The 26117-nt window shown below is 67.8% G+C and carries 18 protein-coding genes, 1 tRNA gene and 1 pseudogene; 5 read left to right on the top strand and 15 right to left on the bottom strand.

Annotated features, from left to right (window positions below):
* Positions 1 to 3: 3 nt before the first annotated feature.
* Together GR168_RS19535 and GR168_RS24005 are read right to left on the bottom strand one after the other, a co-directional pair.
* Positions 4 to 558 (bottom strand): DUF6328 family protein, encoded by a 555-nt coding sequence (locus GR168_RS19535; RefSeq protein WP_159371484.1) that lies wholly within the window; start codon positions 556 to 558, stop codon positions 4 to 6.
* Between the two features lie 86 nt (positions 559 to 644).
* Positions 645 to 1241: a hypothetical protein gene (locus tag GR168_RS24005; protein ID WP_238994945.1), complete on the bottom strand. Its 597-nt coding sequence runs from the start codon at positions 1239 to 1241 to the stop codon at positions 645 to 647.
* Between the two features lie 99 nt (positions 1242 to 1340).
* Between GR168_RS24005 and GR168_RS24000 the strand changes: the two are divergent.
* A pseudogene (locus GR168_RS24000) lies at positions 1341 to 1828 on the top strand (DUF427 domain-containing protein); the annotation flags it as partial.
* 37 nt (positions 1829 to 1865) lie between these two features.
* On the opposite strand, the gene GR168_RS19520 reads toward GR168_RS24000, so the two are convergent.
* Together GR168_RS19520 and GR168_RS19515 are read right to left on the bottom strand one after the other, a co-directional pair.
* A complete protein-coding gene (locus GR168_RS19520) occupies positions 1866 to 3164 on the bottom strand; it encodes a TerD family protein (protein WP_159371482.1) in 1299 nt (432 codons plus the stop codon).
* Between the two features lie 150 nt (positions 3165 to 3314).
* On the bottom strand, positions 3315 to 4553 hold the full coding sequence (locus tag GR168_RS19515; protein ID WP_159371481.1) for a cytochrome P450: 1239 nt from the start codon (positions 4551 to 4553) through the stop codon (positions 3315 to 3317).
* Between the two features lie 136 nt (positions 4554 to 4689).
* Between GR168_RS19515 and GR168_RS19510 the strand changes: the two genes are divergently transcribed.
* Complete coding sequence (locus tag GR168_RS19510) at positions 4690 to 6585, top strand: glycoside hydrolase family 15 protein (protein ID WP_159371480.1); 1896 nt, start codon at positions 4690 to 4692, stop codon at positions 6583 to 6585.
* Between the two features lie 75 nt (positions 6586 to 6660).
* Here the strand turns inward: GR168_RS19510 and GR168_RS19505 are convergent, their stop codons facing one another.
* Complete coding sequence (locus GR168_RS19505) at positions 6661 to 8061, bottom strand: glucose-6-phosphate dehydrogenase (NADP(+)) (protein ID WP_275406144.1); 1401 nt, start codon at positions 8059 to 8061, stop codon at positions 6661 to 6663.
* 107 nt (positions 8062 to 8168) lie between these two features.
* Complete coding sequence (locus GR168_RS19500; protein WP_159371479.1) at positions 8169 to 9272, bottom strand: hypothetical protein; 1104 nt, start codon at positions 9270 to 9272, stop codon at positions 8169 to 8171.
* A 261-nt stretch (positions 9273 to 9533) separates the two neighbouring features.
* Between GR168_RS19500 and clpB the strand changes: the two genes are divergently transcribed.
* Complete coding sequence (clpB, locus tag GR168_RS19495) at positions 9534 to 12086, top strand: ATP-dependent chaperone ClpB (RefSeq protein ID WP_159371478.1); 2553 nt, start codon at positions 9534 to 9536, stop codon at positions 12084 to 12086.
* 74 nt (positions 12087 to 12160) lie between these two features.
* Here clpB and GR168_RS19490 read toward each other — a convergent pair whose 3' ends face one another.
* A complete protein-coding gene (locus tag GR168_RS19490; RefSeq protein ID WP_203235871.1) occupies positions 12161 to 12508 on the bottom strand; it encodes a helix-turn-helix domain-containing protein in 348 nt (115 codons plus the stop codon).
* Between the two features lie 77 nt (positions 12509 to 12585).
* On the opposite strand from GR168_RS19490, the gene GR168_RS19485 reads away from it, so the two are divergent.
* Positions 12586 to 13587, top strand: coding sequence for a zinc-binding alcohol dehydrogenase family protein (locus GR168_RS19485; RefSeq protein WP_238994944.1), 1002 nt, complete (start codon positions 12586 to 12588; stop codon positions 13585 to 13587).
* Positions 13588 to 13611: 24 nt separating this feature from the next.
* Here the strand turns inward: GR168_RS19485 and GR168_RS19480 are convergent, their stop codons facing one another.
* From GR168_RS19480 to GR168_RS19460, 5 genes are all read right to left on the bottom strand, one after another.
* Positions 13612 to 15231 carry an HNH endonuclease signature motif containing protein gene (locus GR168_RS19480; protein ID WP_159371477.1) on the bottom strand — a complete coding sequence of 540 codons (1620 nt, stop codon included), beginning with the start codon at positions 15229 to 15231 and terminating at the stop codon, positions 13612 to 13614.
* A 207-nt stretch (positions 15232 to 15438) separates the two neighbouring features.
* On the bottom strand, positions 15439 to 17232 hold the full coding sequence (gene selB, locus GR168_RS19475; protein WP_159371476.1) for a selenocysteine-specific translation elongation factor: 1794 nt from the start codon (positions 17230 to 17232) through the stop codon (positions 15439 to 15441).
* A gap of 10 nt (positions 17233 to 17242) precedes the next feature.
* The gene (gene selA / locus GR168_RS19470) at positions 17243 to 18559 is read right to left on the bottom strand and encodes an L-seryl-tRNA(Sec) selenium transferase (RefSeq protein ID WP_068971196.1); all 1317 of its coding nucleotides are present in this window, start codon (positions 18557 to 18559) and stop codon (positions 17243 to 17245) included.
* A 134-nt stretch (positions 18560 to 18693) separates the two neighbouring features.
* Positions 18694 to 18788, bottom strand: a tRNA-Sec gene (locus GR168_RS19465).
* Positions 18789 to 18820: 32 nt separating this feature from the next.
* The gene (locus GR168_RS19460) at positions 18821 to 19111 is read right to left on the bottom strand and encodes a hypothetical protein (RefSeq protein ID WP_065631414.1); all 291 of its coding nucleotides are present in this window, start codon (positions 19109 to 19111) and stop codon (positions 18821 to 18823) included.
* A gap of 65 nt (positions 19112 to 19176) precedes the next feature.
* Here GR168_RS19460 and selD point away from each other — a divergent pair, with 65 nt between their 5' ends.
* On the top strand, positions 19177 to 20172 hold the full coding sequence (gene selD, locus GR168_RS19455) for a selenide, water dikinase SelD (RefSeq protein WP_159371475.1): 996 nt from the start codon (positions 19177 to 19179) through the stop codon (positions 20170 to 20172).
* Between the two features lie 408 nt (positions 20173 to 20580).
* Here the strand turns inward: selD and nrfD are convergent, their stop codons facing one another.
* The 3 genes from nrfD to fdh are packed head-to-tail and all read right to left on the bottom strand — an operon-like array spanning position 20581 to position 26030.
* Entirely contained in the window at positions 20581 to 21693 is a 1113-nt protein-coding gene (gene nrfD / locus GR168_RS19450; protein WP_159371474.1) for an NrfD/PsrC family molybdoenzyme membrane anchor subunit, read from the bottom strand.
* Positions 21690 to 22700 (bottom strand): 4Fe-4S dicluster domain-containing protein, encoded by a 1011-nt coding sequence (locus GR168_RS19445; RefSeq protein WP_159371473.1) that lies wholly within the window; start codon positions 22698 to 22700, stop codon positions 21690 to 21692. Before GR168_RS19445 ends, nrfD begins: the two co-directional genes overlap by 4 nt.
* A complete protein-coding gene (fdh, locus tag GR168_RS19440; RefSeq protein WP_238994943.1) occupies positions 22701 to 26030 on the bottom strand; it encodes a formate dehydrogenase in 3330 nt (1109 codons plus the stop codon).
* Between the last annotated feature and the right edge of the window lie 87 nt (positions 26031 to 26117).

Below are 26117 nucleotides of genomic sequence, written 5' to 3'. Positions count from 1 at the left end.
CTGTCAACGGCGGGGGTCGTCGACGGAGTCCCCCGGCGAGCCCGCCACCGCGCGGAGCCACAGCGGGAGTATCAGCCACGCGAGGGAGAACACCACGAGCGTGACGACTCCGGCGATTGCCGACGGGACCGGCCCGGCGGTCGCGCCGAAGACAACCGTGACCGCGCCGGACAGGGCGAGTCCCAGCAGGCCGAGACCGGCGAACGAGAGGTAGTGCGCACAGGTGACGATGAGCGCGAGCTGATGCTGACGGAACAGGGCGCGGTGCAGGGCGACGGGCGCCGCCAGGAGGATCGCCGCCCCGACCGCGCACGACACGGTGATCAGGTAGATGACTCGCAACGTGCCGCCGAGTTCCTCGAATCCGTCGTGGAACGGCAGGGTGAGCAGAAACCCGGTCAGGATCTGCACTCCCGTCTGAACGACCCGGAGCTCCTGCAGAAGCGAATTCCAATTACGGTCCAGGCGTTGGGTTTCCGTTTCGTCGCGTTGGGCGCGATTCCACGCGGCGTCGTCGGCGCCGGGTCCGGTGCGGTCGGTGTCCGGCGGACTGGTCACCAGTTCATCGTCGCACCGGTTGGTCTCGCCGAGTGCTGCGGTGAAGTCTCGAAGCGGTCACTGCGCGGGGCGGGTTCCCGGCGTCGTCACCAGATGTCCGCCCACGACGGACGGTCGGGCACGTCGATCGCGGCCGACGTCCCGTGGACCAGCAGCGGAACCGTTCCGCCTGCGGGCAGACGCGACTGCAGCGCCTCGAGCTGTGCTTTCCGTGGCGCAATGACCACGAACTCCTTACGCACCCGTCGGGCTTCGCCGGTGACCGGGTGGTCGAGGTCGACAGTCAGCGTGAGTCGGAACCGGTCGACGAATCGTCGGTGTTCCCTGCGCATCTCGTTCCGCACGACCGTTCCCGACGCCCGCCGGCCGACGTTCCGCAGGTGGGCCCATCGCACGCGCCACACGACCCACAGCACCTGCGGCCACAGCACCAGTGTCGCGATCATCCCGACGATGAAGCCGTAGATCAGACCGGCTTCGGGCAGAATTCGATCGCCGAGCCACATGCACGCGCGGAGCATTCCGGAGAAGAAGAGCGCGGACCCCACCGCGACTGCTGCCATCCACGCGATCTGCTTCGGACCCGTGATCGTGCGCCGTTTGTCCCCGCCCATGACGTCGGACCGTACCGGGGGAGCGTCGGCTCCGAACGTCTCGTCCAGCTGACGATGGCCGAAGGGCATATATTGCCCTTCCACGGAGCTGAGATGGACGAATTTCCGCTACCCGCCGAACGATGGACCGGGCACCACCGGCGAACTGCGAGCAGCCCGATGGCCTGCGACCTCGTGGCCGGCGAACGGACGCTGGCCGGCGCCGCGTTCCGTCCGGACGATTCCGATCTCGCGGGCCACGTCCTGCTGGACTGGGCGGCCTTCGACGAGTGGCGCGAAGAGGAGCAGACGGCGATCGGTCATCCGCACGATCCGTTTCAGCGCATCGACTGCCTCGACACCGGAAGACATGTGGTGGTGACGGTGGGTGGTTCGGTCCTGGCGGACAGCCGACGCCCGACTCTGCTGCTCGAAACCCACCTGCCGCCCCGACACTATCTGCCGCGCGAGGACATCGGATGGATCTGCTCGTGCCGTCGGACACGGTCACGGTGTGCGCGTACAAGGGCGAGGCGACCTACTGGTCGGCCGTCGTCGGCGATGAGGTCGTTCCCGATGTCGCATGGACCTACACCGATCCGCTGACCGACGCCGAGCCCGTCCGGGACCTCATCTGCTTCTACGACGAGCGGGTCGATCTGACCGTCGAATCCTGAAAAGCTGTCCGCGCGGGAACTTGTCGAGAGGGACCGATCACAGATCCCCGCGATAGCGGTCCAGCCCGGAACCGCTCGCCTTCTTGCTGCGCCCGGTCGGCGCCTCCTTGGCGCTGCGCACCCACTTCCCGGTGCGGTCGAGAGTGGGCATCCGCTCGGAGAAGAATTTGCTGTAGCGCGTTGTCCCGTCGACCTTCAGCACACCGTCCTGGACGTCGATGTGTGCGACCGTTGCCCAGAACGAGTTCTTGCCGTTGCCGACATGGATGAGGATCTCGTCGCTGTCCGGCCCCGGTAGACCGTCTCTGCCCGGCCGTCCGTACCGAATCGCCACCCTCGGCCTGCCGAACTTGTCGATCGCGCCGGCACCATTGTCGACGGATTGGTACACGTTGACCAAGAGGTCGCCGTTCTCCTTTGGTAGAACCGTGACCTGCTCGACGGCGGGCTTCTTTCCTCGTCCCGGACCGCGACTGTCCCCGTGGTGCTCGATGAAAGGCCAACTGCGCAGGTCGCCGCGATGACCCTTCTCGCCGCTGATGACCACGTACCGATGAGCGACCTCGTCGCGGCAGAAGAAGTACACGTCGAGGTCGCCTGTGCCGTACTGCTTCACCCGACCGTCGGCCTCGTACTCCGCGCCCCGCCCATCCCACTCGAGGCCCACGGTGAGAACCCAGTCCGACGACCCTTTGCGCAGGTCGATCGACGCGGTCTTGTCGCGGGAGTCCTTCGTGATGGAGACCTTGACCTTCGACAGATTGGCCGGCGGTGCTGCCGAAATCTGCTGCGGGACAGAGCTGGCAGGGGCGGTGGCCGCCGACGCGGCCGGGCCGGGATGTTGCTCCGGCTCGTCGTCGACCGTGATCCCGAAGTCGGTGGCGAACGCCGCCAGCCCCTGGCTGTAGCCCTGCCCGATGGCGTCGAGCTTCCACTGTCCGTTGCGACGGTAGAACCCCACCAGCTGCAGGACGGTCTCGGTTCCGGGATCCGGTGGCGTGAACGTCCACGTGCCCGAACCCGAGATGGTCACCGTCAGCGAGCCGATCTGCTCGAATGTCTTGTGCTGCGCCTCGGTACTCGCCGCGACGACGACCCGCTCGACGTCGGCGGGTACCGACGTCAGGTCGACTGCACACGAACTCGACCCTCGGAGCCGAACTCTGGAGGAAGCCGGGTTGTTGAAGAAGATCAGGTCGTCGTCGGTGCGGACCTTGTCGCCGGCCGTCAGGAGCACGGCGATGAGGTCGACGTCACCGGGCGACCTGGTCGTGATCTCGACGAGGTGCGCGGTCGTGCTCAGGGTGGTCTTGGAGCCCTTGGTGAGCTCGTGCACAACTACTCCTCGGGATGGTGGCCGGACAGTCCCGATGGTAAGCGAGGTGTCGCCACTGGGCGCGCCGTCGACCGACCGGGACCCGGCCTGTCGGCTGTCGGAATGACGCACCGGCACAACGCTTGTCCGGTGCGCGAATCCGAGGACAGCTCAGCGCAGTGAATACCGGATCGGCAGGTGCTTGAGACCGCCGACGAACACGGTCGCGGCCAGCTCCGGCGTCCCGGCGAGTTCGATGGAGTCGAGCCGCGGGATCAGTTCCGCGAAGAAGCTCCGCATCTCCATCCGGGCCAGGGCGGCGCCGAGGCAGAAGTGGACGCCGTGGCCGAACGACAGATGCTTGTTGGGGAACCGGCCGATGTCGAAGGTGAACGGGTCGTCGAAGACCTCCTCGTCCCGATTGCCCGAAGTGTAGGCGAGATAGACGGATTCGCCCTTGGCGATGGGCACACCTCGCACCGAGGTGTCCTCGGCAGCGGTGCGCATGAACTCCTTGACCGGTGTGGTCCACCGGATCATCTCCTCGACCGCGGTCCCCACGAGTTCGGGCTCGCGTCGAAGTCGTTCGAGTTCACCGGGGTTCTCGATGAGCGCCCGGAGGCCGCCGGAGATGGCGTCCTTGGTGGTGTCGTGCCCGGCGCTGGCCACGATCACGTAGTACGACGCGGTGTCGACATCGGACAGGGGCTCGCCGTCGATGAGGCCGTTGGCGATGGCCGAGGCCAGGTCCTCGGTCGGGTGAGCGCGTCGGGACGCGGTCAGCTCGTTGAAGTAGGCGAAGAAGTCCAGCAGTGTCGCCATCCGCTCCTCGAGCGTTGCTCCGCGCCGGTATTCGACGTCGTCGGCGCCGAACAACTCCTGCGTGAGCTGATGCATCCGCGGGAAGTCCTCCTCGGGGAGGCCCAACAGCGACAGGATCACATAAAGCGGGAAGCCGACCGCGATCTCCTCGACGAAGTCGCACTCGGGTCCGATGTCGCGCATCTTGTCGACGTAGCGCTTCGCGAGCTCATCGACGCGGGTCTGTAGGTCGCGCAGGGCTTTCGGACGAAACCAGTCGGCGCCGATGGCGCGGACCTTGCGGTGGTGCGGGTCGTCCATGTGGATCAGGGTGCGCAGTCCGGCACCGGACTCCAGCTGAGCACGTGCCACATCGTCGGCGGCGGCGGTGGTCAACACCGGACGCGGTTCGCTCAGCCACAGGTTGTTGTCGCGCTCGATGTCCATGATGTCGGCGTGCTTGGTGATCGCGAAGAACGGCCGGTAGGGGCCGTGGTCGACACGCGGTACCGGATTGTGGGCCCGCAGGTGGGCCATCGCGGCGTGCAGTCGCGGCTCGTCGGTGTAGGCCTTGGCGTCGGCGAAGACGTTGGCGGCGTCGTCGGTCATGCTCGTGTCCACGCTGCTTGTCGGCACCGTTGTCCTTCCGTCGAGGGTCGATCGCTGTCGAGTGTCCGGTATCGGCGGGTTTCCGACCGGCGTATTGGCGAACCCGGTCGCCCATCCGAGATGAGGCAGGCACCGAATGGCCGGCATGAGCATCCCTACCGAATCAGGCGAGGACACGGCCGCGACGGCTCGATGCGACGGCGCGACGACAGCCGACGCCACCGGTGACTATCTGCCGATCGCCGACCACGGTGTCATCGGGGACCTGCGTACCGCGGCCGTCGTGGGAGTCGACGGGCGGATCGACTGGTTCTGTTGTCCGCGGTTCGACTCGCCGAGTGTGTTCGGTTCGTTGCTCGACGCCCGCCGCGGCGGTGCCTGGACCGTGGAACCCATCGACGGAGAGGTCACCACGCGGCAGTTCTACCTCCCCGACTCCAACGTGCTCGTCACCCGCTTCCTGAGCGAGGACGGTGTCGCCGAGGTCCAGGACCTCATGCCGATCGCGCGCCCGCACGATCCCGACCATCGCACGCGGATCATCCGTCGGGTCTCCTGCGTGCGCGGCTCCGTGGAGTTCCGCGTGACGGTTGCGCCGCGGTTCGATTACGGGCGCCAGGCGCACACCGTCGTCGTCGAGGACGAACGCCGACTCCGTTTCGAGACAGACGATCTGGTGTTGCATCTCGCGTCGACGGTCGATGTCGACACCGTCGACGACCGGGATGCGCAGGCCCACTTCACCGTCGAGACCGGTCAGTGCGTGACGTTCGTCCTCGCCCCCGACCCCATCGGGTCGGAAGTGCTCGACCATGACAGTTCTCCCGCGGTCGTCGCCGCGACGGTCGCATTCTGGCAGGACTGGGTCTCGCGCTCCTCCTACACGGGCCGATGGCGGGAGATGGTGCACCGGTCGGCGCTCACGCTCAAACTGCTGACGCACGAACCGTCGGGGGCGGTGGTGTCCGCGGTGACCGCCGCGCTTCCCGAAGAGATCGGCGGCGAACGGAATTGGGATTACCGCTACGTGTGGATCCGCGATGCCGCCTTCACGCTCTACGCGCTATTGCGGCTGGGTTTCACCGACGAGGCGGGCGCGTTCATGGACTGGCTGACCTGCCGGTTCGACGATGGTGCCGATGAAGCGGGGGATCTGGGGCCGCTGCGGTTGATGTACACCGTCGACGGGGATCCGCCGCCGAAGGAGACCGAACTCGACCACTGGGAGGGTTACCGGCAGACCTCGCCGGTGTTGGTCGGAAACGCCGCCGCCGACCAGCTCCAGCTGGACATCTACGGCGAGCTCATCGACTCGGTGTACCTGTACAACAAGTACGGACCGGTGATCTCCTATGGGTCCTGGACGCATCTGTGCACGGTGGCGGGATGGCTCGTCGACAACTGGGATCGTCCGGACCAGAGCATCTGGGAGGTGCGGAGCAAGCCGCAGGACTACGTCTACTCGCGAGTGATGTCGTGGGTGGCCCTCGAGCGGATGATCCGGATGAGTCGTCAGCGCGGTCTACCGGGCGACGTCGCCGGTTGGATGAAGGCCCGCGACGACATCTTCTTGCAGATCATGGAGCGGGGCTGGAACGATGACGTGGGGGCCTTCGTCCAGACGCTCGACTCCGATCGGCTCGACGCCGCGCTGTTGCTCATCCCCGCCGTGAAGTTGTTGTCGCCCACCGATGATCGGTTCCTCCGCACGCTCGAGCGGATCGAGGAAGAACTGGTGAGCGACTCCCTGGTGTTCCGGTACGACACCGACGGCGGGCACGACGGGCTCGACGGTGCCGAGGGGACGTTCTCCCTGTGCTCGTTCTGGTATGTCGATGCACTCACCCGGGTCGGCCGCCTGGCCGACGCCCGGCTGGCGCTGGAGAAGATGTTCACCCACGCCAATCACCTCGGCCTCTATGCCGAGCAGGTCGGACTCACCGGCGAACAACTCGGCAACATGCCGCAGGCGTTCACCCACCTCGCACTCATCAGCGCGGCCATCAATCTCGATAGACGGCTTGGTGATTGAACTGAGCGCCAAGGGATCCGGTTGCGCTTTGTGCCGGTAACCGGGACAAACCACAACCGGATCTCATGTCCGCGTTCAGATCCAGCCGGACCCGCCGCACAGGTCGTCGGCGGCCGCGGGGCCGGTCGATCCAGCCGCATACGGTTGCGGCGCCGGCGGATTCGCCAGCACCGGTGCGGCCACCTCCCACACATGCGCGAGGCCGTCGGGTCGGGTGAACAGCGACCGATCGCCGCGCAGCACGTCGACGATGAGTCGGGCATAGGGCGACAGGCCGTCGGCCACCTCGTCGAGCTGTTCGGTCATGTGGGCGACGGAGAGGTCGGTGCCCGAACCGGGTTCCTTGACGGTGACCGCCAGATCGATGGCACCATCGCCGGCCAGATCGAAGGTCAGCACGGTGCCGTCCTCAGGGGTATCGGTCAGCGGACCGTCGGCGGGGGAGCGGAACACGAGGCTGAGTCGCTGGGAGCTGTGGTCGAGCATCTTGCCGGTCCGCAGCAGGAACGGGACGCCGTGCCAGCGGTTGGTGTCGACCCACAGGCGGACTGCCGCGAACGTCTCGGTGGTGGAGTCCGCGGGGATGCCGTCGGTGTCGCGGTACCCCTCGTACTGGCCGAAGACCACCTCGGTGGGGTCCAGCGGCCGGAACGCCGCGATGACCGACTCCCGCGCGTCGAGCAGGTCGTCGGCGCCGAGCGACACCGGGGGTTCCATCGCGACTTCGGCCGCCACCTGGAACAGGTGGGTGACGATCATGTCCAGGAATGCGCCGGTGGCGTCGTAGAAGGCGGCGCGGTCGGCGATGTCGAGGGTTTCCGGGACGTCGATCTGGACTTCCGCCACGTGTTCGCGGTTCCACACTCCCGAGAACAACCCGTTGGCAAACCGGAGGACGTGCAGGTTCTGGGTGCTCTCCTTTCCCAGGAAGTGGTCGATCCGGTAGATCTGCTTCTCGTCCAGGGATTCGTGGACCGCCTTGTCCAGAGTCCGGAAGCCGTCGGGGGACGTACCGAACGGCTTCTCGTAGACCACTCGGGAGCCATTCGCAAGATCGTGCGCGGCAATGGCTTTCGTGTAGTCGACGAACGTGGTCGGTGGGAGGGCCAGATAGTGGACCAGTTGAGCACCGTCACCGACGGCGTCACGGGCCGCGTCGATCACCTCCGGCAGACGGCCGGGGTCGTCGACGGTGAACCCGCCGCCGGCGAAGCGGATGGTCTCGGCGAACGCTTCCCATTCGTCCGATGACACCGACCCGCCCGGACCGAACTCCTCGATGGCGTCCTTCACGTGCTGCCGGAACTCGTCGTCGGTCCGGTCGCCGCGTCCGTTGCCGATCAGCTGCCAGCCGTCGGGGAGCAGGTCTCGCCGGTGGAGCTCGTACAGCGACGGCAGGACCATCCGCTTGGCGAGGTCACCCGTCGACCCGAAGAGGATGAAGATCACCGGCCCGGTGGAGTTGTCTGTGGTCACTCAATCCATATTGCGCGAACAGATGTGCAGAGTGCGGGATGTGTGCTGGATTCCGTTACCGATCCCGCACTGTGGATGTCAGCGGATCCCTGCGCCGCCGGCCACTTCTAGTCCTGCGGAGGTCCTGGCAGGGGGAGCGCAGACACCACGGCAGGGCGTAACGCGACGGGAACGACGTACCTGTCGCCCTCGAGCGTCAGCCAGCCTTCGTCGATGTACAACTCGAGCCGACGATGGATTGCCTCGACGAGAAACTCGCTGAGTCCGAGTTTGGGGACCCAGGCGTTGATCTCGGCGATACTCAGCGGTGAATCGCCGAGTCCGCTAATGACCACGCCGATCAAAGACGACGAGAAGTCGATGTCGGGGTTGTATTCCCGAGGAAAGCCGGACCGAATCCAGGCGGTGAGACCCACCCGCAGCACGTCGATCCGGGGCTCCTCCCGCCACAGATGGGCGGCGCGCCCGGGACGTGCGCTCGAGGTGTTGGCTTCGACGATATCGAGGGCCTGGGCAAAGCCCCACAGGTGATGTAACGACGCGACGTCGCTCATGCTCTTGACGTGAGCGGGGAAGTCGATGTCGAGTCGGCGGGCGAGGTCGCGGGCATCGGCCGGTTTGAGCCACCGACTCTGCGTGGTGGGGCGGTGCGGACCCAGCCAGTCCAGCAGTTCGGTGACCCGCCGGACGGGCTGTGTGTCCAGGAGGGCAGCGCGTTCGGTGGCTTCGTCGACTTCCTCGATTGTCGTGGTCCGTAACTCGAGCCCGGAGGCAAGGGCAAACTGCTCGGCGGCATAGGCCGATACGGCTTCGGTGCTGAGCCACATGCCGGTCTCGACCAGGTAGCGGCGCATCGTCTCGATCGCGATGGCGAGCGGTTTGGCGTCCTGCTCCTGGTTCGACTCGATGTGGTTGAGCATCGACACCATGGTGTCGACGTCGCCGGTAGTCCAGGAGAGCGGATCGAAACCGGGGTTCGTCTGCCCGACGGCGTCGAGCACGATGAACGCGTACGCCCCGATGTGGGTGACAGCTTCCTCATCGCCGGGGAAGACTTCATCGCGGAGCCACGACTTGAATGATTCGGGAGCAACGTGTCGCCTTGCGGTGCCGAAAAGCGGTACCACGTTGGAGTGGTTGCCACTGCCGGAGTCGTGTTTGCGCTTTCGTTGGGCGCGCCGCTTCTTCTTGTCGCGTGAGAGCTGTGACATCAGGCTCGAGAATAGGCGCCCGACTTGTTCGTCGGCCGATTTCGCGGATCGGTTTGTCGCGTTCCGGCGGGGCTGTGGCGTCGGGTCCCGAGCCTGGACGGCTGTGAGGGCGGTAGATCGCCGACCTCCGACATCCTGATGCAAGTGGTCTATGTCACATAATCATCAGACATGAGCGGAATGCACTCAACTCTGTTGGCGTTATAGACCCTGTATGGCTCATACTTGAGCCTGTTGGACTAAAGAGAAAGGTGCACGCGAGTGGACAGCTTCACCCCCACCACCAAGACGCAGCAAGCATTGAGCTCTGCTGTGCAGGCGGCGGCCAGTGCTGGCAACCCAGACGTGCGACCGGCCCACATCCTCGTGGCACTGCTCGATCAGTCCGACGGCATCGCGTCGCCGCTGCTCAAAGCAGTGGGCGTGGACCCGTCGAGCGTTCGTGCGCAGGCCCAGGCGTTGGTCGATCGCATGCCCACGGTGTCCGGCGCAAGCTCGACGCCTCAACTATCCCGCGAATCGATCGCGGCCATCACCGCCGCCCAGCAGCTGGCCGGTGAACTCGACGACGAGTACGTCTCGACCGAGCACGTCGTCGTCGGCCTGGCGACCGGTGATTCCGACATCGCCAAACTGCTGCACAACCTCGGTGCGACTCCGCAGGCTCTGCGCGAGGCGTTCGTCGCCGTGCGCGGCAGCGCACGGGTCACCTCCGAGGATCCCGAATCGACCTACCAGGCTCTCGAGAAGTACTCGACCGACCTGACCGCGGCCGCCCGCGAGGGCAAGCTCGACCCGGTCATCGGCCGCGACACCGAGATCCGGCGCGTCGTGCAGGTGCTCAGCCGGCGGACCAAGAACAACCCGGTCCTCATCGGTGAGCCCGGCGTCGGCAAGACCGCCATCGTCGAAGGTCTCGCGCAGCGCATCGTCGCCGGCGACGTGCCGGAGTCGTTGCGCAACAAGACCGTCATCTCCCTCGACATGGGTTCGATGGTCGCCGGTGCGAAGTACCGCGGCGAGTTCGAGGAGCGACTCAAGGCCGTGCTCGACGAGATCAAGGGTTCGGCCGGACAGGTCATCACCTTCATCGACGAGCTGCACACGATCGTCGGAGCCGGTGCGACAGGCGATTCCGCGATGGACGCCGGCAACATGATCAAGCCGATGCTCGCCCGTGGCGAGCTGCGGCTGGTCGGTGCCACCACCCTCGAGGAGTACCGCAAGTACATCGAGAAGGACGCCGCACTCGAGCGTCGCTTCCAGCAGGTGTACGTCGGCGAGCCGTCGGTCGAAGACGCCATCGGCATCCTCCGTGGCCTGAAAGACCGATACGAGGTGCACCACGGCGTGCGCATCACCGACTCCGCATTGGTCGCTGCCGCATCGCTTTCCGATCGCTACATCACCTCGCGGTTCCTGCCCGACAAGGCCATCGACCTCGTCGACGAGGCCGCGTCGCGGTTGCGGATGGAGATCGACTCGCGCCCCGTCGAGATCGACGAGGTCGAGCGGATCGTCCGCCGTCTCGAGGTCGAGGAGGTCGCCTTGCAGAAGGAGACCGACGCGGCGTCGAAGGAGCGGCTCGAGAAGCTCCGCGCCGAGCTGGCCGACCAGAAGGAGAAGCTCAACGAGCTCTCCGCCCGGTGGCAGTCGGAGAAGACCGCGATCGACGCGGTCCGAGACCTCAAGGAGGAGCTGGAAAGGCTTCGCGGCGAGGCTGATCGCGCGGAGCGCGACGGTGATCTCGGACGCGCCGCCGAGCTGCGGTACGGTCGCGTCCCCGGACTGGAGAAGGAGCTCGAGGCCGCGATCGAGAAGACCGGCACGGATCCTTCTCAGGACGTGATGCTGCAGGAGGAGGTCGGACCCGACGACGTGGCCCAGGTCGTGTCGGCGTGGACCGGAATCCCGGCCGGACGCATGCTCGAAGGCGAGACCGCCAAGCTGCTGCGCATGGAAGAGGAACTGGGACACCGGGTCATCGGTCAGAAGGATGCGGTGCAGGCGGTGTCCGACGCGGTGCGTCGTGCCCGCGCCGGTGTCGCGGACCCGAACCGGCCGCTCGGCTCGTTCATGTTCCTCGGCCCCACCGGTGTCGGTAAGACCGAGCTGGCCAAGGCGCTCGCCGAGTTCCTGTTCGACGACGAGCGGGCGATGGTCCGCATCGACATGAGCGAGTACGGCGAGAAGCACAGCGTGGCAAGGCTCGTCGGTGCTCCGCCCGGTTACGTCGGGTACGAGGCCGGCGGCCAGCTGACCGAGGCGGTGAGGCGTCGTCCGTACACGGTGGTCCTGTTCGACGAGATCGAGAAGGCTCACCCGGACGTGTTCGACGTGCTGCTGCAGGTACTGGACGAAGGTCGACTGACCGACGGTCAGGGCCGGACGGTGGACTTCCGCAACACCATCCTGATCCTCACCTCGAACCTCGGTGCGGGGGGCGACAAGGATCACGTCATGATGGCGGTGCGGTCGGCGTTCAAGCCGGAGTTCATCAACCGTCTCGACGACGTGGTGATCTTCGACGCCCTGAGCCCGGAGGAACTGGTGTCGATCGTCGACATCCAGCTCGACCAGCTCAAGAAGCGCCTCGCGCAGCGTCGCCTCGACCTCGAGGTGTCGCTCAAGGCCAAGGAATGGCTGGGCGCTCGCGGATTCGACCCGCTGTACGGTGCCCGCCCGCTGCGCCGCCTGGTGCAGCAGGCCATCGGTGACCAGCTCGCCAAGCAGCTGCTCGCCGGGGACATCCGGGACGGTGACGTGGTGCCGGTCAACGTCAGTGCCGACGGAGAATCGTTGGTACTCGGCTGAGTTCGTCGCCAGACAGAGTTCATTGCACGACAGAGGGACCCATCCTTCGGGATGGGTCCCTTTGTCTGCGTCGGCTATTGATGTGGGAAACGGTCGAGGTTGTCCTCTACCCACAGGCGCAATGCGTCCAGCGGCCCGGCGGCGTCCACCCCGAGTTCCGTCAGTTCGTATTCGACGTGCAGCGGGACCGCCGGATAGACGGTGCGGGTGAGCATCCCGGCTGTCTCCAACCGACGCAGAGTCGCCGTGAGGACTTTGGGGCTGATCCCGTCCAGCCGCACGCGGAGCTCTCCGAACCGCATCGGTCGATCGCGTAGGGCGCCGATGACGAGGGCGCTCCACTTGTCGGCGAGAAGGTCGAGCATCCCTCGGCAGGGACACGACGCCGAGTAGGCGTCTCCGCGATGGGACGGCACTGACATGACGTTGGCCTCGATGCTTTCCATTAGATACTAGGAGCCCTTGCGGGTAACTGGGGTCGTCGGGATACCTTAGCGCCATGACACGAGAGATGACAGCCCTGGTCGCGGTCGCCGCGGACTGCGTCGAGGACCCGAGCGCCTTCGCCGAGGCGACAATGCCGGTGCCGGCCCCCCGTCCGCACGATCTCCTCGTCGAGGTCCGCGCGGTCTCGGTCAACCCGGTGGACACCAAAGTGCGTGCAGGCCTGCGTGACTCCGATCCGCCGCGTGTTCTGGGATTCGGCGCGGCGGGAATTGTCGTCGGGATCGGCGACGAGGTGTCGAGGTTTGCCGTCGGGGACGAGGTCTACTACGCCGGTTCGATCGATCGGCCGGGAACGAATGCCGAGTTCCATCTTGTCGATGAGCGGATCGTCGGGCGCAAACCGTCGTCCCTCGACTTCGGCGCGGCTGCCGCACTGCCGTTGACCACGATCACTGCCTGGGAGTCGTTGTTCGAGAAGCTGCGGGTCGATTCCGCGGACTCGGGAACGATCGTCGTGGTGGCGGGTGCCGGGGGCGTCGGCTCGATGGTCATTCAGTTGGCCCGGACCCTGACTGATCTCACCGTGATCGCAACCGCGTCACGGCCTGAGTCGCAGGAATGGGCGCGAGGGCTCGGGGCCCACCACGTCGTCGACCCGAGACGCCTGCGCGAGGACGTGCGGTCGTGCGCCCCGGGCGGCGTGGATTACATCTTCTCGCCCCACTCGGACGGGAATGTCGAGTCCTATGCCGACATCATGGGTGTACACGGTCAGGTCGTCGCCATCGACGAGCCGGAAGGTCTCGATACCCTCCCGCTGAAGCAGAAAAGCCAGAGTTGGCATTGGGAGTTGATGTTCTCCAAGCCGTTGTTCGCACCGGAAGACGACTCGCAACACCAGATCCTCGGCCGGGTCGCCCAACTCGTCGACGCCGGCAAGATTCGCAGCACTGTCAACCGTGAACTGGCTGGTTTCACGATCGAGAATCTTCGTACAGCGCACCAGGTCTCCGAATCCGGAGGGGCGATCGGCAAGGTGGTCCTCACGCGCTGACCACCGCGGATGAGCCGGCGAACTTCACGAGGTGGCGAGTAACTCCATGAGGTGTGCTTCGACGAGGGAGGGCCGGGGCGTGCGTGGTCCGGGTCGGGGTGGTCGGACGTCGATGACGTGGCTGGTTTTCAGCCATGAGCGGCGCGCGTCATGTGGGCGTGGCTCGTCGCCGGACGTGGTGCGTCCGTGGATCTCTCGCCGCACCTGTGCCAGGTGGGCCTGCAACCGCTTGGGTATGTCGGGTCGGCGGTTGATGTATTCGGGGTTGGGCGGTGCGCCGGGTTCGGCGTTCAATCGCCAGGCGCAGCGGCCTTCGTCTGGCCCGGACCGGACGATCCGGGTGGTGTACTGGCCGGGTTGGTCGCCGACCATGCGGTTATGGCGGGGACAGGCCGGGGCGAGGTCGTCGATGTCGGTGAGACCGCCCTTGGCCCAATCCCTGTGGGCGTGATGCATGTCGACCTGGGTGGCGGGCTGATCACACCCGGGAGCCGAGCACACTTCCCCATCGGGGCGGGCGAAGGAGACGAGGCGTTGTTCGCGGGTGGCCAGGCGTTTGCCCCGCCCGAAGTGCAGGGGGACGGCGGTGGCGTCTTTGAAGATCGCCAACCACGGCTGGACGTCACCGGCCATCGCGATCAGGTCCCGGATGGGTAGCAGGGTGCCGGTGGCGGTGGTGGCGAGTCCGGCTTCGCGGATGAGGTCGGAGAGGTCGGCTTTGACGATCAGTTGCACGGGCAGCCCGCGATGCGACGTGCCGAGAGTCCCCTCGGCGAAACCCGCGGCCAGTGCGGCGTCGAGCGCGTCGTGATTGGTCTGGGCGAGAGTGCGACCGTCGCGGTCGACTGCCGCGGCCAGGGCGTCAGGGTCGGCGGTGGCGGCCGGGCCTTGGGGTGAGGCGGGGTCGTCGGGGTTGTTGAGTCCGGGTTTGCCCCAGACGGCGAACATCATGGTGAGTCGGGCGGCGAGTGCGGGTGTCAGGGTGCCCGAGATTTTGGCGGTGCCGTCGGCGCGTTGCCGTCCTATCCACAGGCCGCGGCGTCGTTTCTGGTCGGTGTCGTCGGACAGGGTGCCGTCGGGGTCGAGGTGGGCAAGCAGCCGCGAGCCGAGTTGGGTGATGTCGGCGGGGGTGTGGTCGGTGGCGATCTCGGCCATCTGCCGTTCAGCGGCGACCTTGAGGTCGTGGTCGATGGTGCCTGGGATGCGGTCGAGGACGTCGAGTGTGGCTTGTACGTGGGCGGTGCCGACCGCGCCTTGTGCGAAAGCTTCGGCGAGGCAGGGGTATTCGGGTGGGAGGACGTCGCCGCCGAGGCTGGTGCGGTGGGCGGTGGCGTCCATCTGCTTACGGCGGCGCATCGGGTTCGAGACTCGTAGCCGGTGCGTCATGAACTGCATGAGGGTGCGGCAGCCGGCCTTGCGGGGCAGATCACGAGCCTCGACCTGATCGATCTGCCGGTCACCGGCGACGGTGAGTCGCGCGATGGCGCGTTCGGTCTCCGCGGCCACCTCAGCGAGTTCCGCATCGGTACACGGCGACAGATCCACGGTCTGCAACTTGTCCAGGGTGCGATGCAGATCAGCCACCAACTCGACTACACGAGCCGAAGGCGCGTCGGTGCCGCCGACCTGCTGGGAATCGAACATGACGGTCACCTCCCCCGAGAACCGGTGCTGCGAATGCAATGTACGTTCGAGTGTACACCAATCCAGACGTGCGGCAAGGCCAAACATGCTGCTGTGCAATGCTATTCGTTGATATCGACTTGTCGGTGTCGTGTGGTAGGGGCCTCGGACGGAAGCTCTTCCTGCGATTCACGCGGCGACCTGTCCGACAGGACCACCGTCCGTCGATCAGCGCACGACCTCGCGATGCCCGGCGTCGAGCCGACGGGTCCAACCGCGGGCGTCCAGGTGCTCCAGTAGCGGAATCACCACGCGCCGAGTGGTTTCGAGCGCCTGGCGGGCGGCGCTGGTGGTGAACGGCTGATCGAGCGAGGCGAGGGTGCGCATCGCCAGGGCGGGGGCAGTCGGCAACAGCACGACACCGTCGCGCAATCGGAGAATCCGGCCCGTGCGCTCGGCGGCGGCGAGTTCTCGGGCGCCCAGGCCGAGTGCGGTGAGGTCATCGGCCTCGGGTGCACGGAACGGGTGGTCGGCGAGCCGGCGCTCCAGTGCGCTGACCGCGTCGTCGGCATCACCCAGGGAGGGCTTGTGACCCGGGACCGCCAGGTGCCCGTCGGACGACGACAGCTCGGCTTCCGAGATGACGGTCGCCAGCAGCGTCGTGTCCGGAAGCCCGAGCAGGGCAGGTGCGCCGGACGCGGACAGCCCTGCCGACAACGGATCTCGGTCGTGTAGATCGACAACGGCGGCGCGGAGTCGCTCGGCCCAGGCGGTGAGGGAGGTTTCGTCGACCCACCACTCGCCGATCACTCGTACGCCGTGGGGTGTGGGCTCGGCGTCGTCGACCAGGCCGAGTCGCGTCAGATCGGTGACGCGCATCGCGCCACGCCGATGCACTTCTTCGGCGGCCCCGGCGTCGTCGGACATGGCCGCCAGCGAGGCCGCGCGTCGCGTCGCGTCGCCCCGTCGGGTCAGCGCCGGGGGATCGGGGTGCAGCACGACGCCGCCGCCGACGATACGTTGGCCGGGATCGCGCAGGACCAGCCGATCGCCCCGCGACATCGGCACGGCGCGCGCGAGGGTCACACGCGCGTGGTCGCCGTCGAAGGGGCGCAACCGGACCGGTAGCGCCGCTGTGCCGATGTGCGCGACGAGGTGTTCCGGTGCCTCCTCGAAGGACATTCCGCTCACGCGCCGGACATCAGCGACAGCAGAGGTGTGCCAGGCTCCGGGCGTCACGAGTGCGTCGCCACGCGAGACGTCGTCGACGCCGACGCCGCGCAGATTGATCGCGACTCGGCTGACGGGGGCCGCGGTGGTGAGAGTTGCACCCTCGCTCTGCAATCCACGGACATCGAGTCGTCGGCGGCCGTCAACCGTGAGCAGGTCCAGGGTGTCGCCGACCGCGATCGTCCCGGCGGCCAGGGTGCCGGTGACGACCGTGCCGGCGCCGGTGCGGGTGAAGACCCGGTCGATCCAGAACCGGACACGCCCCGAGGTCGACGGCGATGACATCCCGGCCAAGACGGCGTCGAGCCGTGTGCGCAGTTCGTCGATTCCGACGCGATCGGGCGCCGACACCACGACCGCCGGCGCATCGGAAAGGCCGGTGCGGCTGAGGCGATCACGCGACAGATCGATCACTTCACGAACGCGGTCGGGCGAGGCCCGGTCGGCTCGGGTGATGACCAGCAGCCCGTACTCGATGCCGAGGGCGGCGACGGCATCACGGTGGTCGTCGGACTGGGCGCTCCATCCCTCGTCCGCGGCGACGACGAACAGGACGACGGGCGCCGGGCCCAGGCCGACCAGCATGTTCGGGATGAACCGCTCGTGGCCGGGGACGTCGACGAAGGCCACGTCGGCACCGGAAGGCAGTGTGGTCCAGGCGAAACCGAGGTCGATCGTCAGCCCGCGGCGTCGTTCCTCCTCCCATCGGTCCGGCTCGATCCCGGTCAGAGCACGCACCAGTGTGGACTTCCCGTGGTCCACGTGTCCGGCGGTGGCCACCACGTACTTCACGAGCGCGACTTCACGACGCGCCCAGAGCCTGTCGGATCGCGGCGAGTACCCGCACGTCGTCGGCTTCGGGAACGCAGCGCAGGTCCACCAGACACGCGTCGTCGTGAACGCGGGGTAGGACGGCCGGATCGCCGACGCGTAGGCGGGCGGCCGTTGCGACCGGAAGCCGCACCGCCCACCCCGGCAGCGGCACGCCGGGTGCGCCACCGCCACCCACCCGTCCGTCATGGGCGACGATCGGGAATCCGACTGCCGTGCCCAGGGATTCGGTACGCACGCGAAGTCTGTCGGGATCGGCGTGGAGGTACTCCCAGACGGGGGGTCGTGGGCCGCCGACGGTCGCCTCCATCGCGGCCAGTGCCAGCTTGTCCGCGCGAACGGCCCGTGCGAGTGGGTGTTTCGCGAGACGCTGAACGAGCGCTCCATCGCCGAGGAGGAGTCCGGCCTGTGGTCCGCCCAGGAGTTTGTCGCCGCTGGCGATGACGAGGTCGGCGCCGGATTCGAGTGTCGTGGTGGCGTCGGGTTCGTCGGGCAGCAGCGGGTCGGGTTGCAGGAGTCCGCTGCCGATGTCGGCGACGACGGGCACGCCGTGCGCCCGGGCGAGGCCGCGCAGCTCGGAGAGCGATGTCTCGCTGGTGAAGCCCTCGACCCGGAAGTTGCTCGGATGCACCTTGAGAATTGCTCCGACGTCGTCGTCGGTGAGGGCGTCGGCGTAGTCGCGTGCGTGGGTGCGGTTGGTGGTGCCGACCTCGTGTAACCGGGCGCCTGTCGACGCGATCAGTTCGGTGAGCCGGAAACCTGCGCCGATCTCGATCATCTCGCCACGACTGATGACGACTGCACGCCCGGCCGCCAGCGCGGTCGTCGCCAGTACCAATGCGGCCGCACCGTTGTTGACCATCAGCGCGTCTTCCGCTGCGGGACAGGCTCGTAGGAGAGCGCTGCGGGTGGCCGCCCCGCGCTTCGACCGGGTGCCGGACTCGAGATCGAGTTCCACGTCGACGTAACCCGACGCCGCGCCGACGGCGTCGAGCGCCGCGGGTGACAGCGGTGCCCGCCCGAGGTTCGTGTGCACGACGACCCCGGTGGCGTTGAGCACGGGGCGGATCGACGAGGCATACGACGCGCTGACCGATTCCACGACGATCCGCTCGACGTCATCCGGTGGCGTCTCGCCGCGGCGGGCCGCGTCCTGGGCCTGGCGAATGATGTCGCGAATCGCTGTGTCGCCCAGTCGTGCACGCGCCGCGGACACCGCGGGCAGGGCCAACAGTGCGTCGGTTCGCGGAATTCGACGGCGCGGATCGGTGACGGGGGGCTTCGACACGGCTCCTCGCTTCGCTCGTCACCGGCTCAGCCGGCGGGGGTGGCTCTCGCTTCGCTCGTCACCGGCTCAGCCGGCGGGGGTGGCTCTCGCTTCGCTCGTCACCGGCTCAGCCGGCGGGGGTCACGGTCGACCCCTGGCGGAGGCGGACGGGAATCGAACCCGCCAGGCCGAGATACTCGACCTCCTCGGTTTTGAAGACCGGGGAGCCCACCAGGACCCATACGCCTCCATGCGGTCCCAACCTATCCGACGTGCGGCCGGTCAGTCCTGCCGGTGTGGCCAGTTGCCCTCGGTGATGAGTTCCTCGAAGTGGCGGATCAGCTTCGGGTTGAGATCATCGTCGACGGCGCGCTCAAAGTCGCCGTCCCAGTTCGCGAACCACTCCTCGTCGCGCTTCATCAGGAAGATCGGCCAGCCGTGGGTGATGTCGAGTTCGTCGGCGTAGAGGTCGGTCGACCCGTCCTCTCGCATGTACCAGTAGTCGTGACCGGATTCCCAGAACGCCTGCAGCTCGCCGGCCGTGACGTAGTACTCGCCGTCTGCTTGCCTCATGCGCCCGATGGTAGCGATCGCCGGAGGACCGTATCGGCGATTGCCGGAGGGCTACCCTCGACACGGTGACCGTGCGAAGCGAGACACCCATCCGACTGACCGGCTACGCCCACGGTGGTGGATGCGCGTGCAAGATCCCGCCGGGCGAGCTCGAGCAGGCGGTCGCCGGGCTCACCGGCCAGGTCGGAGAGAACATCATCGTCGGGCTAGACGACGGGGACGACGCCGCGGCAGTGCGTATCCGCGACGACCTCGCGGTGCTGTCCACCGCCGACTTCTTCACCCCGGTCGTCGACGATCCGTACGACTGGGGCCGCATCGCCGCGGCCAACGCGCTGTCTGACATCTACGCCATGGGCGGCACCCCCGTCGTCGCGATCAACCTGGTCGGGTGGCCCCGGCAGGTGCTGCCGATGGAGCTGATGACCGAGGTGCTGCGCGGCGGTCTCGACGTCGGGGCGCAGGCCGCCTGTCCGGTGATCGGCGGGCACACCATCGACGATCCGGAACCCAAGTACGGCATGGCGGTGACCGGAGTGGCCGAACCCGGCCGCTTGTTGCGCAACGACGCGGCCGAGCCGGGGTTGCCCATCACCCTGACCAAACCGATCGGCGTCGGACTGTTGAACAACCGGCACAAGCAGACGGGCGAGGTGTTCGAGGAGGCGATCGCCCTGATGACGACGCTCAATCGCGATGCGTCGATCGCTGCGGTCGCGGCCGGCGTCCGTGCGGCGACCGACGTGACCGGCTTCGGTCTACTCGGGCATCTGCACAAACTGTGCCGCGCGTCGGGCGTCGGCGCGGTAGTCGACCGCGCTTCGGTGCCGGCCGCGAGCGGCGCGGACGAGGCCCTGCGTGACGGGTTCGTGTCGGGGGGTACCCGCCGCAACCTCGACTGGGTGCGGCCGCACCTCACGGTCGATTCCGGTGTCTCCGACGACGACCTGCTGTTCCTCGCGGACGCACAGACCTCGGGCGGGCTGCTCGTGGTCGGCGAGGTCCCGGGCTACCCGGTGATCGGCGAGACGGTGGCGGGCTTCGGGATCACGGTGCGCTGACCCTTCGTGGCTCGTCGCTTGCGCTCCTCGCACCTCAGGGAGCAGGGGTTATGCGCCTCTTTCGGATTAGGGAGCGGTGGGGTCGCCGAGACGGTTGCGGGGATGGGTATCCGGGTTCGCTGACTCGGTCGCCAAGACCCTTCGTGACGCGCCCTCCGCAAGCTCCGGGCGCTCCTCAGGGAGCGGGGGCCTGGCGGCCGTTGTGGACCACGAAAGAACACTCGTGAACGTCCGAAGAACATGCTCCCTGAGGTGCGAGCGAAGCGAGCCACGAAGGGTCACGCAACGTGTCTCACCAGGCCCTTCGTGGCTCGTCGGTTGCGCTCCTCGCACCTCAGGGAGCAGGGGTTATGCGCCCTCTTTCGGATTAGGGAGCAGCGGGTGGCGGCGCTCCTCAGTGGGCACCGCTCAGGGCGCGGGCGGCCCGGTGGTGATCGAGTCGTCGGTGATTCCGGCGGCGCGACGGGCCGCGAGGCGGCGCTTCTGCGGTTCGATCGTGTAGCGGGGGTTCTTGGCCGACTCGATGCCGGCGTCGAAGACGCCGAATCGCGTGCAGGCCGACGCGGCGAGCAGTGCGACTCCCGAAGCGACCGCCAGGGGGCGGGAGCGACCGCTGAGCAACGCGCCCACTCCGCCGGCGACGGCGAGTCGCTCGCTCCAGCGCAGCAGGGTGCCGGCCTTGCCGTGGTGAAGCGGTTCGGCGGCGACCTGGTCCATCCGTCGCTCCGTGAGCCGCATCGCCGCGAGGTCGCCGACCACGCCCAGCGCCGCGAGCGTCCGTGCCGGCCCGGCCTGACCGACCGGCGTCGTGACCAGCGCCAGCCCGCTCGACGCCAGGCTCGCGGAACTGACGAACACGAACGGCAGGTCCCGGTGCATGGCGTTCCAGGTCGGCACGGCGGTGTCGGAGAGCAGGACCGCGGTGTACACCGCGAGCGGCGGACCCGCCAGGCCGGCGGTCAGCCCGGCGGGGGCCTCGACGGCGCGCAACACCGCACGAAGCGGCCCGAGCGGCAGCCGCGCACCGGTCATCCGGTCGACTTCGGCGACCGCCGCGACACCGAGTGCCCCGCTGAACGCCGACAGGATCCAGGAACCGACGCTCATCGGCGACGTCACCTTGAACGTGCGCAACATGTTGTAGAACCGGTCCGGCCGTCCGAGGTCGGCGACGAGCGCGATCCCTCCCAGACCCACGGCACCCAGACCACTGAGGCGGGCGTTGCGGCGCAACGCGTCCCGCCCGGTGAGCTGGGCCCCGGCGGCCAGGACGCCGGAGCCGCCGGCGACACCGCCGAGAAACAGGTAGGCGGCCACCTTCTCGTCCCAGGGTGGCGGCTTGACGACGGGATGCCCGTAATACGAGGTGAATTCGGCATCGGGCACCATCGACATCTCGCGGTTGCCGTCGCCCTGACCGAAACCTCTACCCGGCCTTCGTTTTCCGCCACGGCCGAAACCCCGGCCGCGCCGCCGGGGCGGCTCCGGCGGGCGGAAGGAGTCGAACTCCGACGAGGTCATCGGCCGCCCCGCAGGAACGAGAGTGCGGCGGCGGCCAGCATTCCGGCCGCCGCGATCCCGGCTCGCTTGTACATGGCCGGCAGGTCGGCGGTGCACACCCTCGGATCCGGCGGCAGTCCGTAGACCTCCGGCTCGTCGAGCAGCAGGAACACCGATCCGGTGCCGCCGACACCGTCGTTCGGGTTGGCGCCGTAGAGCCGCGCCTCGGTCATGCCCTGCTCGTGCAGCGCCCGGACGCGGGCGTGCGCGTCGTCGACGAGGTCGTCGTGGTCGCCGAACTTGATCGACGTGGTCGGGCAGGTCTTCGCGCAAGCCGGTGTCTCGTCGTCGAGCAACCGGTCGTAGCAGAGCGTGCACTTCTGCGCGACACCGCGTTTGGGCACCTCGGGCTGGTCGCCCTTGCGTTCGCCGGAGCGGGTCGTCGGCGCGGCGGTGCCGTCGGCCCGGCGCTCGACGACGCCGAACGGGCATCCGGCCACGCACGTCCCGCAGCCGTTGCAGACGTCGTCCTGGATCACAACGGTGCCGAACTCGGTGCGGAACAGCGCGCCCGTCGGACAGACGTCGAGGCACCCGGCGTGCGTGCAGTGCTTGCAGACGTCGGACGACATCAGCCAGCGGAACTCAGGGGTGTCAGGCGGGGCCGGGGAGGAGGGCTCAGCCGGTTGGGAGGCGGTGTCAGCAGGCGAGGAGCCGGGCATCGCGGGCATGCCCAGTCCGACGAGCGCACGCCCGGACTCGCGGGCCTCGGCGATGCGGTCGGAATTCTGCTCGATGAAGGCGACGTGGCGCCAGGTGCTCGCGCCGAGGGCGACGGTGTTGTCGTACGACATCCCGGTGAGGGCGAGGTCGCCGTCGCGCGGGTTGCCGTTCCATTCCTTGCACGCCACCTCGCAGGCCTTGCAGCCGATGCAGATCGAGGTGTCGGTGAAGAACCCCTTGCGCTCCTCGTGGGTGTTCCAGTGCGCGTCGGTGCTGGGATCGGATGGCCCGGACAGCTGTCCCATCTACTCCTCCGCCTTCCCGGTGATGTGCTGGTTGTCGGTCTCGACGGTGACCCCGGCCCGCTCCTGGTAGGCGCGCACCAGGTCGAGCAGTGCCCGGCCTTGCGGCCGGCGCCCGGCGATGACGTCGCACGAGCCCACCTTGGATTCCTGGATCTGCACGTTCGGATCCAGTGTGACCCCGATCAGATCGTTGGCGGCGTCGCCGCTGACGACGGCGTCGGAACCCACGCCCCAGTGATAGGGAAGACCCACCTGATGCACCTGCCGGCCGTTGATGGTCAGCGGCATCATGCGGTCGGTCACCAGCACCCGCGCCTCGATCGCAGCGCGCGGCGACACGATCGTCGCCCAGCCCTCGTTGGTGAGGCCCCGCTCTTCGGCGAGTTCGGGTGAGATCTCGCAGAACATCTCCGGCTGCAGTTCCGACAGATACGGCGTCCATCGGCTCATGCCACCCGCGGTGTGGTGCTCGGTGAGGCGGTACGTCGTGAACACGAACGGGTACACCTCGGAACCGGGGCTCTCGCCGCTGGGTGCGTCGAGATTGTCCGTGCGGGGGAACAGGACTCGCGATGGCGACTGCTGTTGGGGGTACAGCGCGTTGACCACCGGGGATTCCTGCGGTTCGTAGTGCGTCGGCAACGGGCCGTCGACCAGTCCGCGCGGGGCGTAGAGCCAGCCCTTCCCGTCGGCCTGCATGACGAACGGGTCGTCGCCGCAGAGGGCTTCGACGCCGCCGACCGACGGGTCGGGACGGGCGTCGGGGGCCAGGTCGACCGGGAAGTCGGGCACGTCGGGACCGACCCACCGCCCGGCGTCGGCGTCCCATTCCATGTACCGCTTGCGCTCGCTCCATGGCCGGCCGTCGGGGTCGGCCGACGCACGGTTGTAGAGGATTCGACGATCCGCCGGCCACACCCAGCCCCACTCGTGCTGGGTGACGCCACCACCGCCCTGCGGGACCCGGCGGGCAGCGGAGTTCGACGGCCCGTCGGTGTCCGCGCCGGTGTAGACCCCGGTGTAGATCCAGCAGCCGCCCGCGGTCGAGCCGTCGCGCTTCATCTGGGTGTAGGACGTGAGGTTCGTGCCGGCGTCGGCGCCGGTCACGTGGTAGCCGTTGATCTCCGACAGCACCGCTTCGGGGTCGGGGTTGCCGTGTTCGTCGAGGGGATAGTCCCAGGTGATGTCGAGCAGTGGGCGGTCACGTTCGTCGGTCGACCCGGCGAGGCGTTCGCGGATGCGCTGCCCGAGCTCATAGAAGAAGTCCATCTCGCTCTGGCACTGACCCGGCGGCTCGACCGCCTGGTGGCGCCACTGCACCATGCGTTGGGTCTGCGTGAACGAGCCGGCCTTCTCCACATGCGTGGCCGCGGGGAGGAAGAACACCTCGGTGGCGATGTCCTCGGTGCGCAGCTCGCCGGACTCGATCTCCTGGCCCTCCTTCCACCAGGTGGCCGTCTCGATCATGTTGAGGTCGCGAACGACGAGCCATTTGAGGTGCGACATCGCCATCCGCGCCTGGCGCCCGTTGGCCGATCCGACCGCCGGGTTTTGGCCGAGGACGAAGTAGCCGTCGACCTTGTCGGCGAGCATGTCGACCGTCGTCTGGAAGGTCCCGGCGGGCCCGGTGAGCCGGGGCAGGTAGTCGTAACACCAGTCGTTCTCGGCGGTCGCGGCGTCGCCGAACCACGCCTTGAGGAGACTCACCATGTAGTCCTCGGCGTTGGCCCAGAAACCCTTCTCGGCCTTCGACGTGATCGCGTCGATGTAGTCGGCGAAACTGTCATGCTTGCCCGCCGAGGGCATCGGCAGATACCCGGGCAGCAGGTTGAACAGCGTCGGGATGTCGGTGGACCCCTGGATGCTCGCGTGTCCGCGGAGGGCCATGATGCCGCCGCCGGGGCGCCCGACGTTGCCGAGCAGGAGTTGCAGAACCGACGCGGCGCGGATGAACTGCGCGCCGAAGGTGTGCTGGGTCCAGCCGGTCGCGTACCCGAAGCACGTGGTGCGCTCGCGGCCGGAGTTGTCGGTGACGGCCCGGGCCAGATACTCGAAGTCGCGCACCGAGATCCCGCACATGTCGCGCACCATCTCGGGTGTGTAGCGCGAGTAGTGACGCTTGACGATCTGGAACACGCTGCGCGGGTGTTCCAGGGTGTCATCGCGCACTGTCGCCCCGTGTTCCAGCGGCGGCCCGCCGGAGCCATGCTCGTGCCCCACCGCGCGGTCCTTCACCCGCGGCCCGTCGTCCGGGTGGCCGGGCGACTCGACCTTGCCGTCCTCGCTGTCGCGGCCACCGTCGTCGGAGTGGGCGGACGGTTCCTCGTAAGCCCAACTGGTGGCGTCGTATTCGCCGGTCTCCGGGTCGAAGCCGGAGAACAGGCCGTCGAGATCCTCGGTGTCGCGGAAGTCCGCGGCGATCAGGGTGGCGGCGTTGGTGTAGGCGACGACGTACTCGCGGAAGTACTTCTCGTGCGTGATGGCGTAGTTGATGAGCGCACCGAGCAGGACGACGTCAGAGCCGGCCCGGATGGAGATGTGCCGGTCGGCCACCGCAGAGGTACGGGTGAAGCGCGGATCGACGTGAATGATCGTCGCGCCCTTGGCCTTCGCCTCCGACACCCACTGGAAACCCACCGGGTGCGCCTCGGCCATGTTGCCGCCCATGAGAACGATGCAATCGGCGTTGGCCATGTCCTGCAGTGATTGCGTTGCGCCGCCGCGTCCGAACGAGGCCCCCAGACCGGGAACCGTCGCGGAGTGTCATATGCGGGCCTGGTTCTCGATCTGGATCGCGCCCGCCGCGGTGAAGAGCTTCTTGATCAGATAGTTCTCTTCGTTGTCGAGGGTGGCACCGCCGAGCGAGGCGACACCGGTGGTCCGTCGGAGCAGCCGGCCCTCGTCGTCGCGGTCCTGCCAGCCACGGCGTCGGGCCTCGAGGAAACGGTCGGCGATCATGTCGATCGCGGTATCGCGATCCAGGTCTTGCCATTCGGTCGCGTACGGGGCCCGATAGCGGATGGAGGTCTGCCGCATCGGGTTGTTGACCAACTGCTCGCTCGACGCGCCCTTGGGACAGAGGCGCCCGCGGGAGATCGGGGAGTCCGGGTCGCCCTCGATCTGGACCACCCGCTCGTCCTTGACGTACACCTTCTGCCCGCAACCCACCGCGCAGAACGGGCACACGCTCTGGACCACACGGTCCGCGGTGGCGGTGCGCGGTTCGATGCCGCGTGTCCTCGCCGAGGTGACCGCCGGTCCGCGCCCGAAGACGTCGCCCGACCGCAACTGGCGGAACACCGGCCATTCGAGGGGGCTGAAGGCTGGCACCCGTCCGAGTCTAGGAGCCTGCTGAATTAGGGTCCAGCCTGGGTTGAGGTTCCTGCTGCGGGGATGTGTCGGTTCCGGGGTGTGGTC

Source organism: Gordonia sp. JH63, from assembly GCF_009856645.1.
In the GTDB taxonomy this organism is placed as follows: Bacteria; Actinomycetota; Actinomycetes; order Mycobacteriales; family Mycobacteriaceae; genus Gordonia; species Gordonia hongkongensis.
This window is presented reverse-complemented; position numbering and strand designations above follow the sequence as displayed.

Coding starts and splice junctions, on each gene's coding strand:
- GR168_RS24005 (WP_238994945.1), bottom strand. CDS start 1,241: ATGCCCTTCGGCCATCGTCAGCTGGACGAGACGTTCGGAGCCGACGCT.
- GR168_RS19515 (WP_159371481.1), bottom strand. CDS start 4,553: ATGACCGACGACGCCGCCAACGTCTTCGCCGACGCCAAGGCCTACACC.
- GR168_RS19510 (WP_159371480.1), top strand. CDS start 4,690: ATGGCCGGCATGAGCATCCCTACCGAATCAGGCGAGGACACGGCCGCG.
- GR168_RS19500 (WP_159371479.1), bottom strand. CDS start 9,272: ATGTCACAGCTCTCACGCGACAAGAAGAAGCGGCGCGCCCAACGAAAG.
- GR168_RS19490 (WP_203235871.1), bottom strand. CDS start 12,508: ATGTCAGTGCCGTCCCATCGCGGAGACGCCTACTCGGCGTCGTGTCCC.
- GR168_RS19485 (WP_238994944.1), top strand. CDS start 12,586: ATGACACGAGAGATGACAGCCCTGGTCGCGGTCGCCGCGGACTGCGTC.
- GR168_RS19480 (WP_159371477.1), bottom strand. CDS start 15,231: ATGTTCGATTCCCAGCAGGTCGGCGGCACCGACGCGCCTTCGGCTCGT.
- GR168_RS19460 (WP_065631414.1), bottom strand. CDS start 19,111: ATGAGGCAAGCAGACGGCGAGTACTACGTCACGGCCGGCGAGCTGCAG.
- nrfD (WP_159371474.1), bottom strand. CDS start 21,693: ATGACCTCGTCGGAGTTCGACTCCTTCCGCCCGCCGGAGCCGCCCCGG.
- GR168_RS19445 (WP_159371473.1), bottom strand. CDS start 22,700: ATGGGACAGCTGTCCGGGCCATCCGATCCCAGCACCGACGCGCACTGG.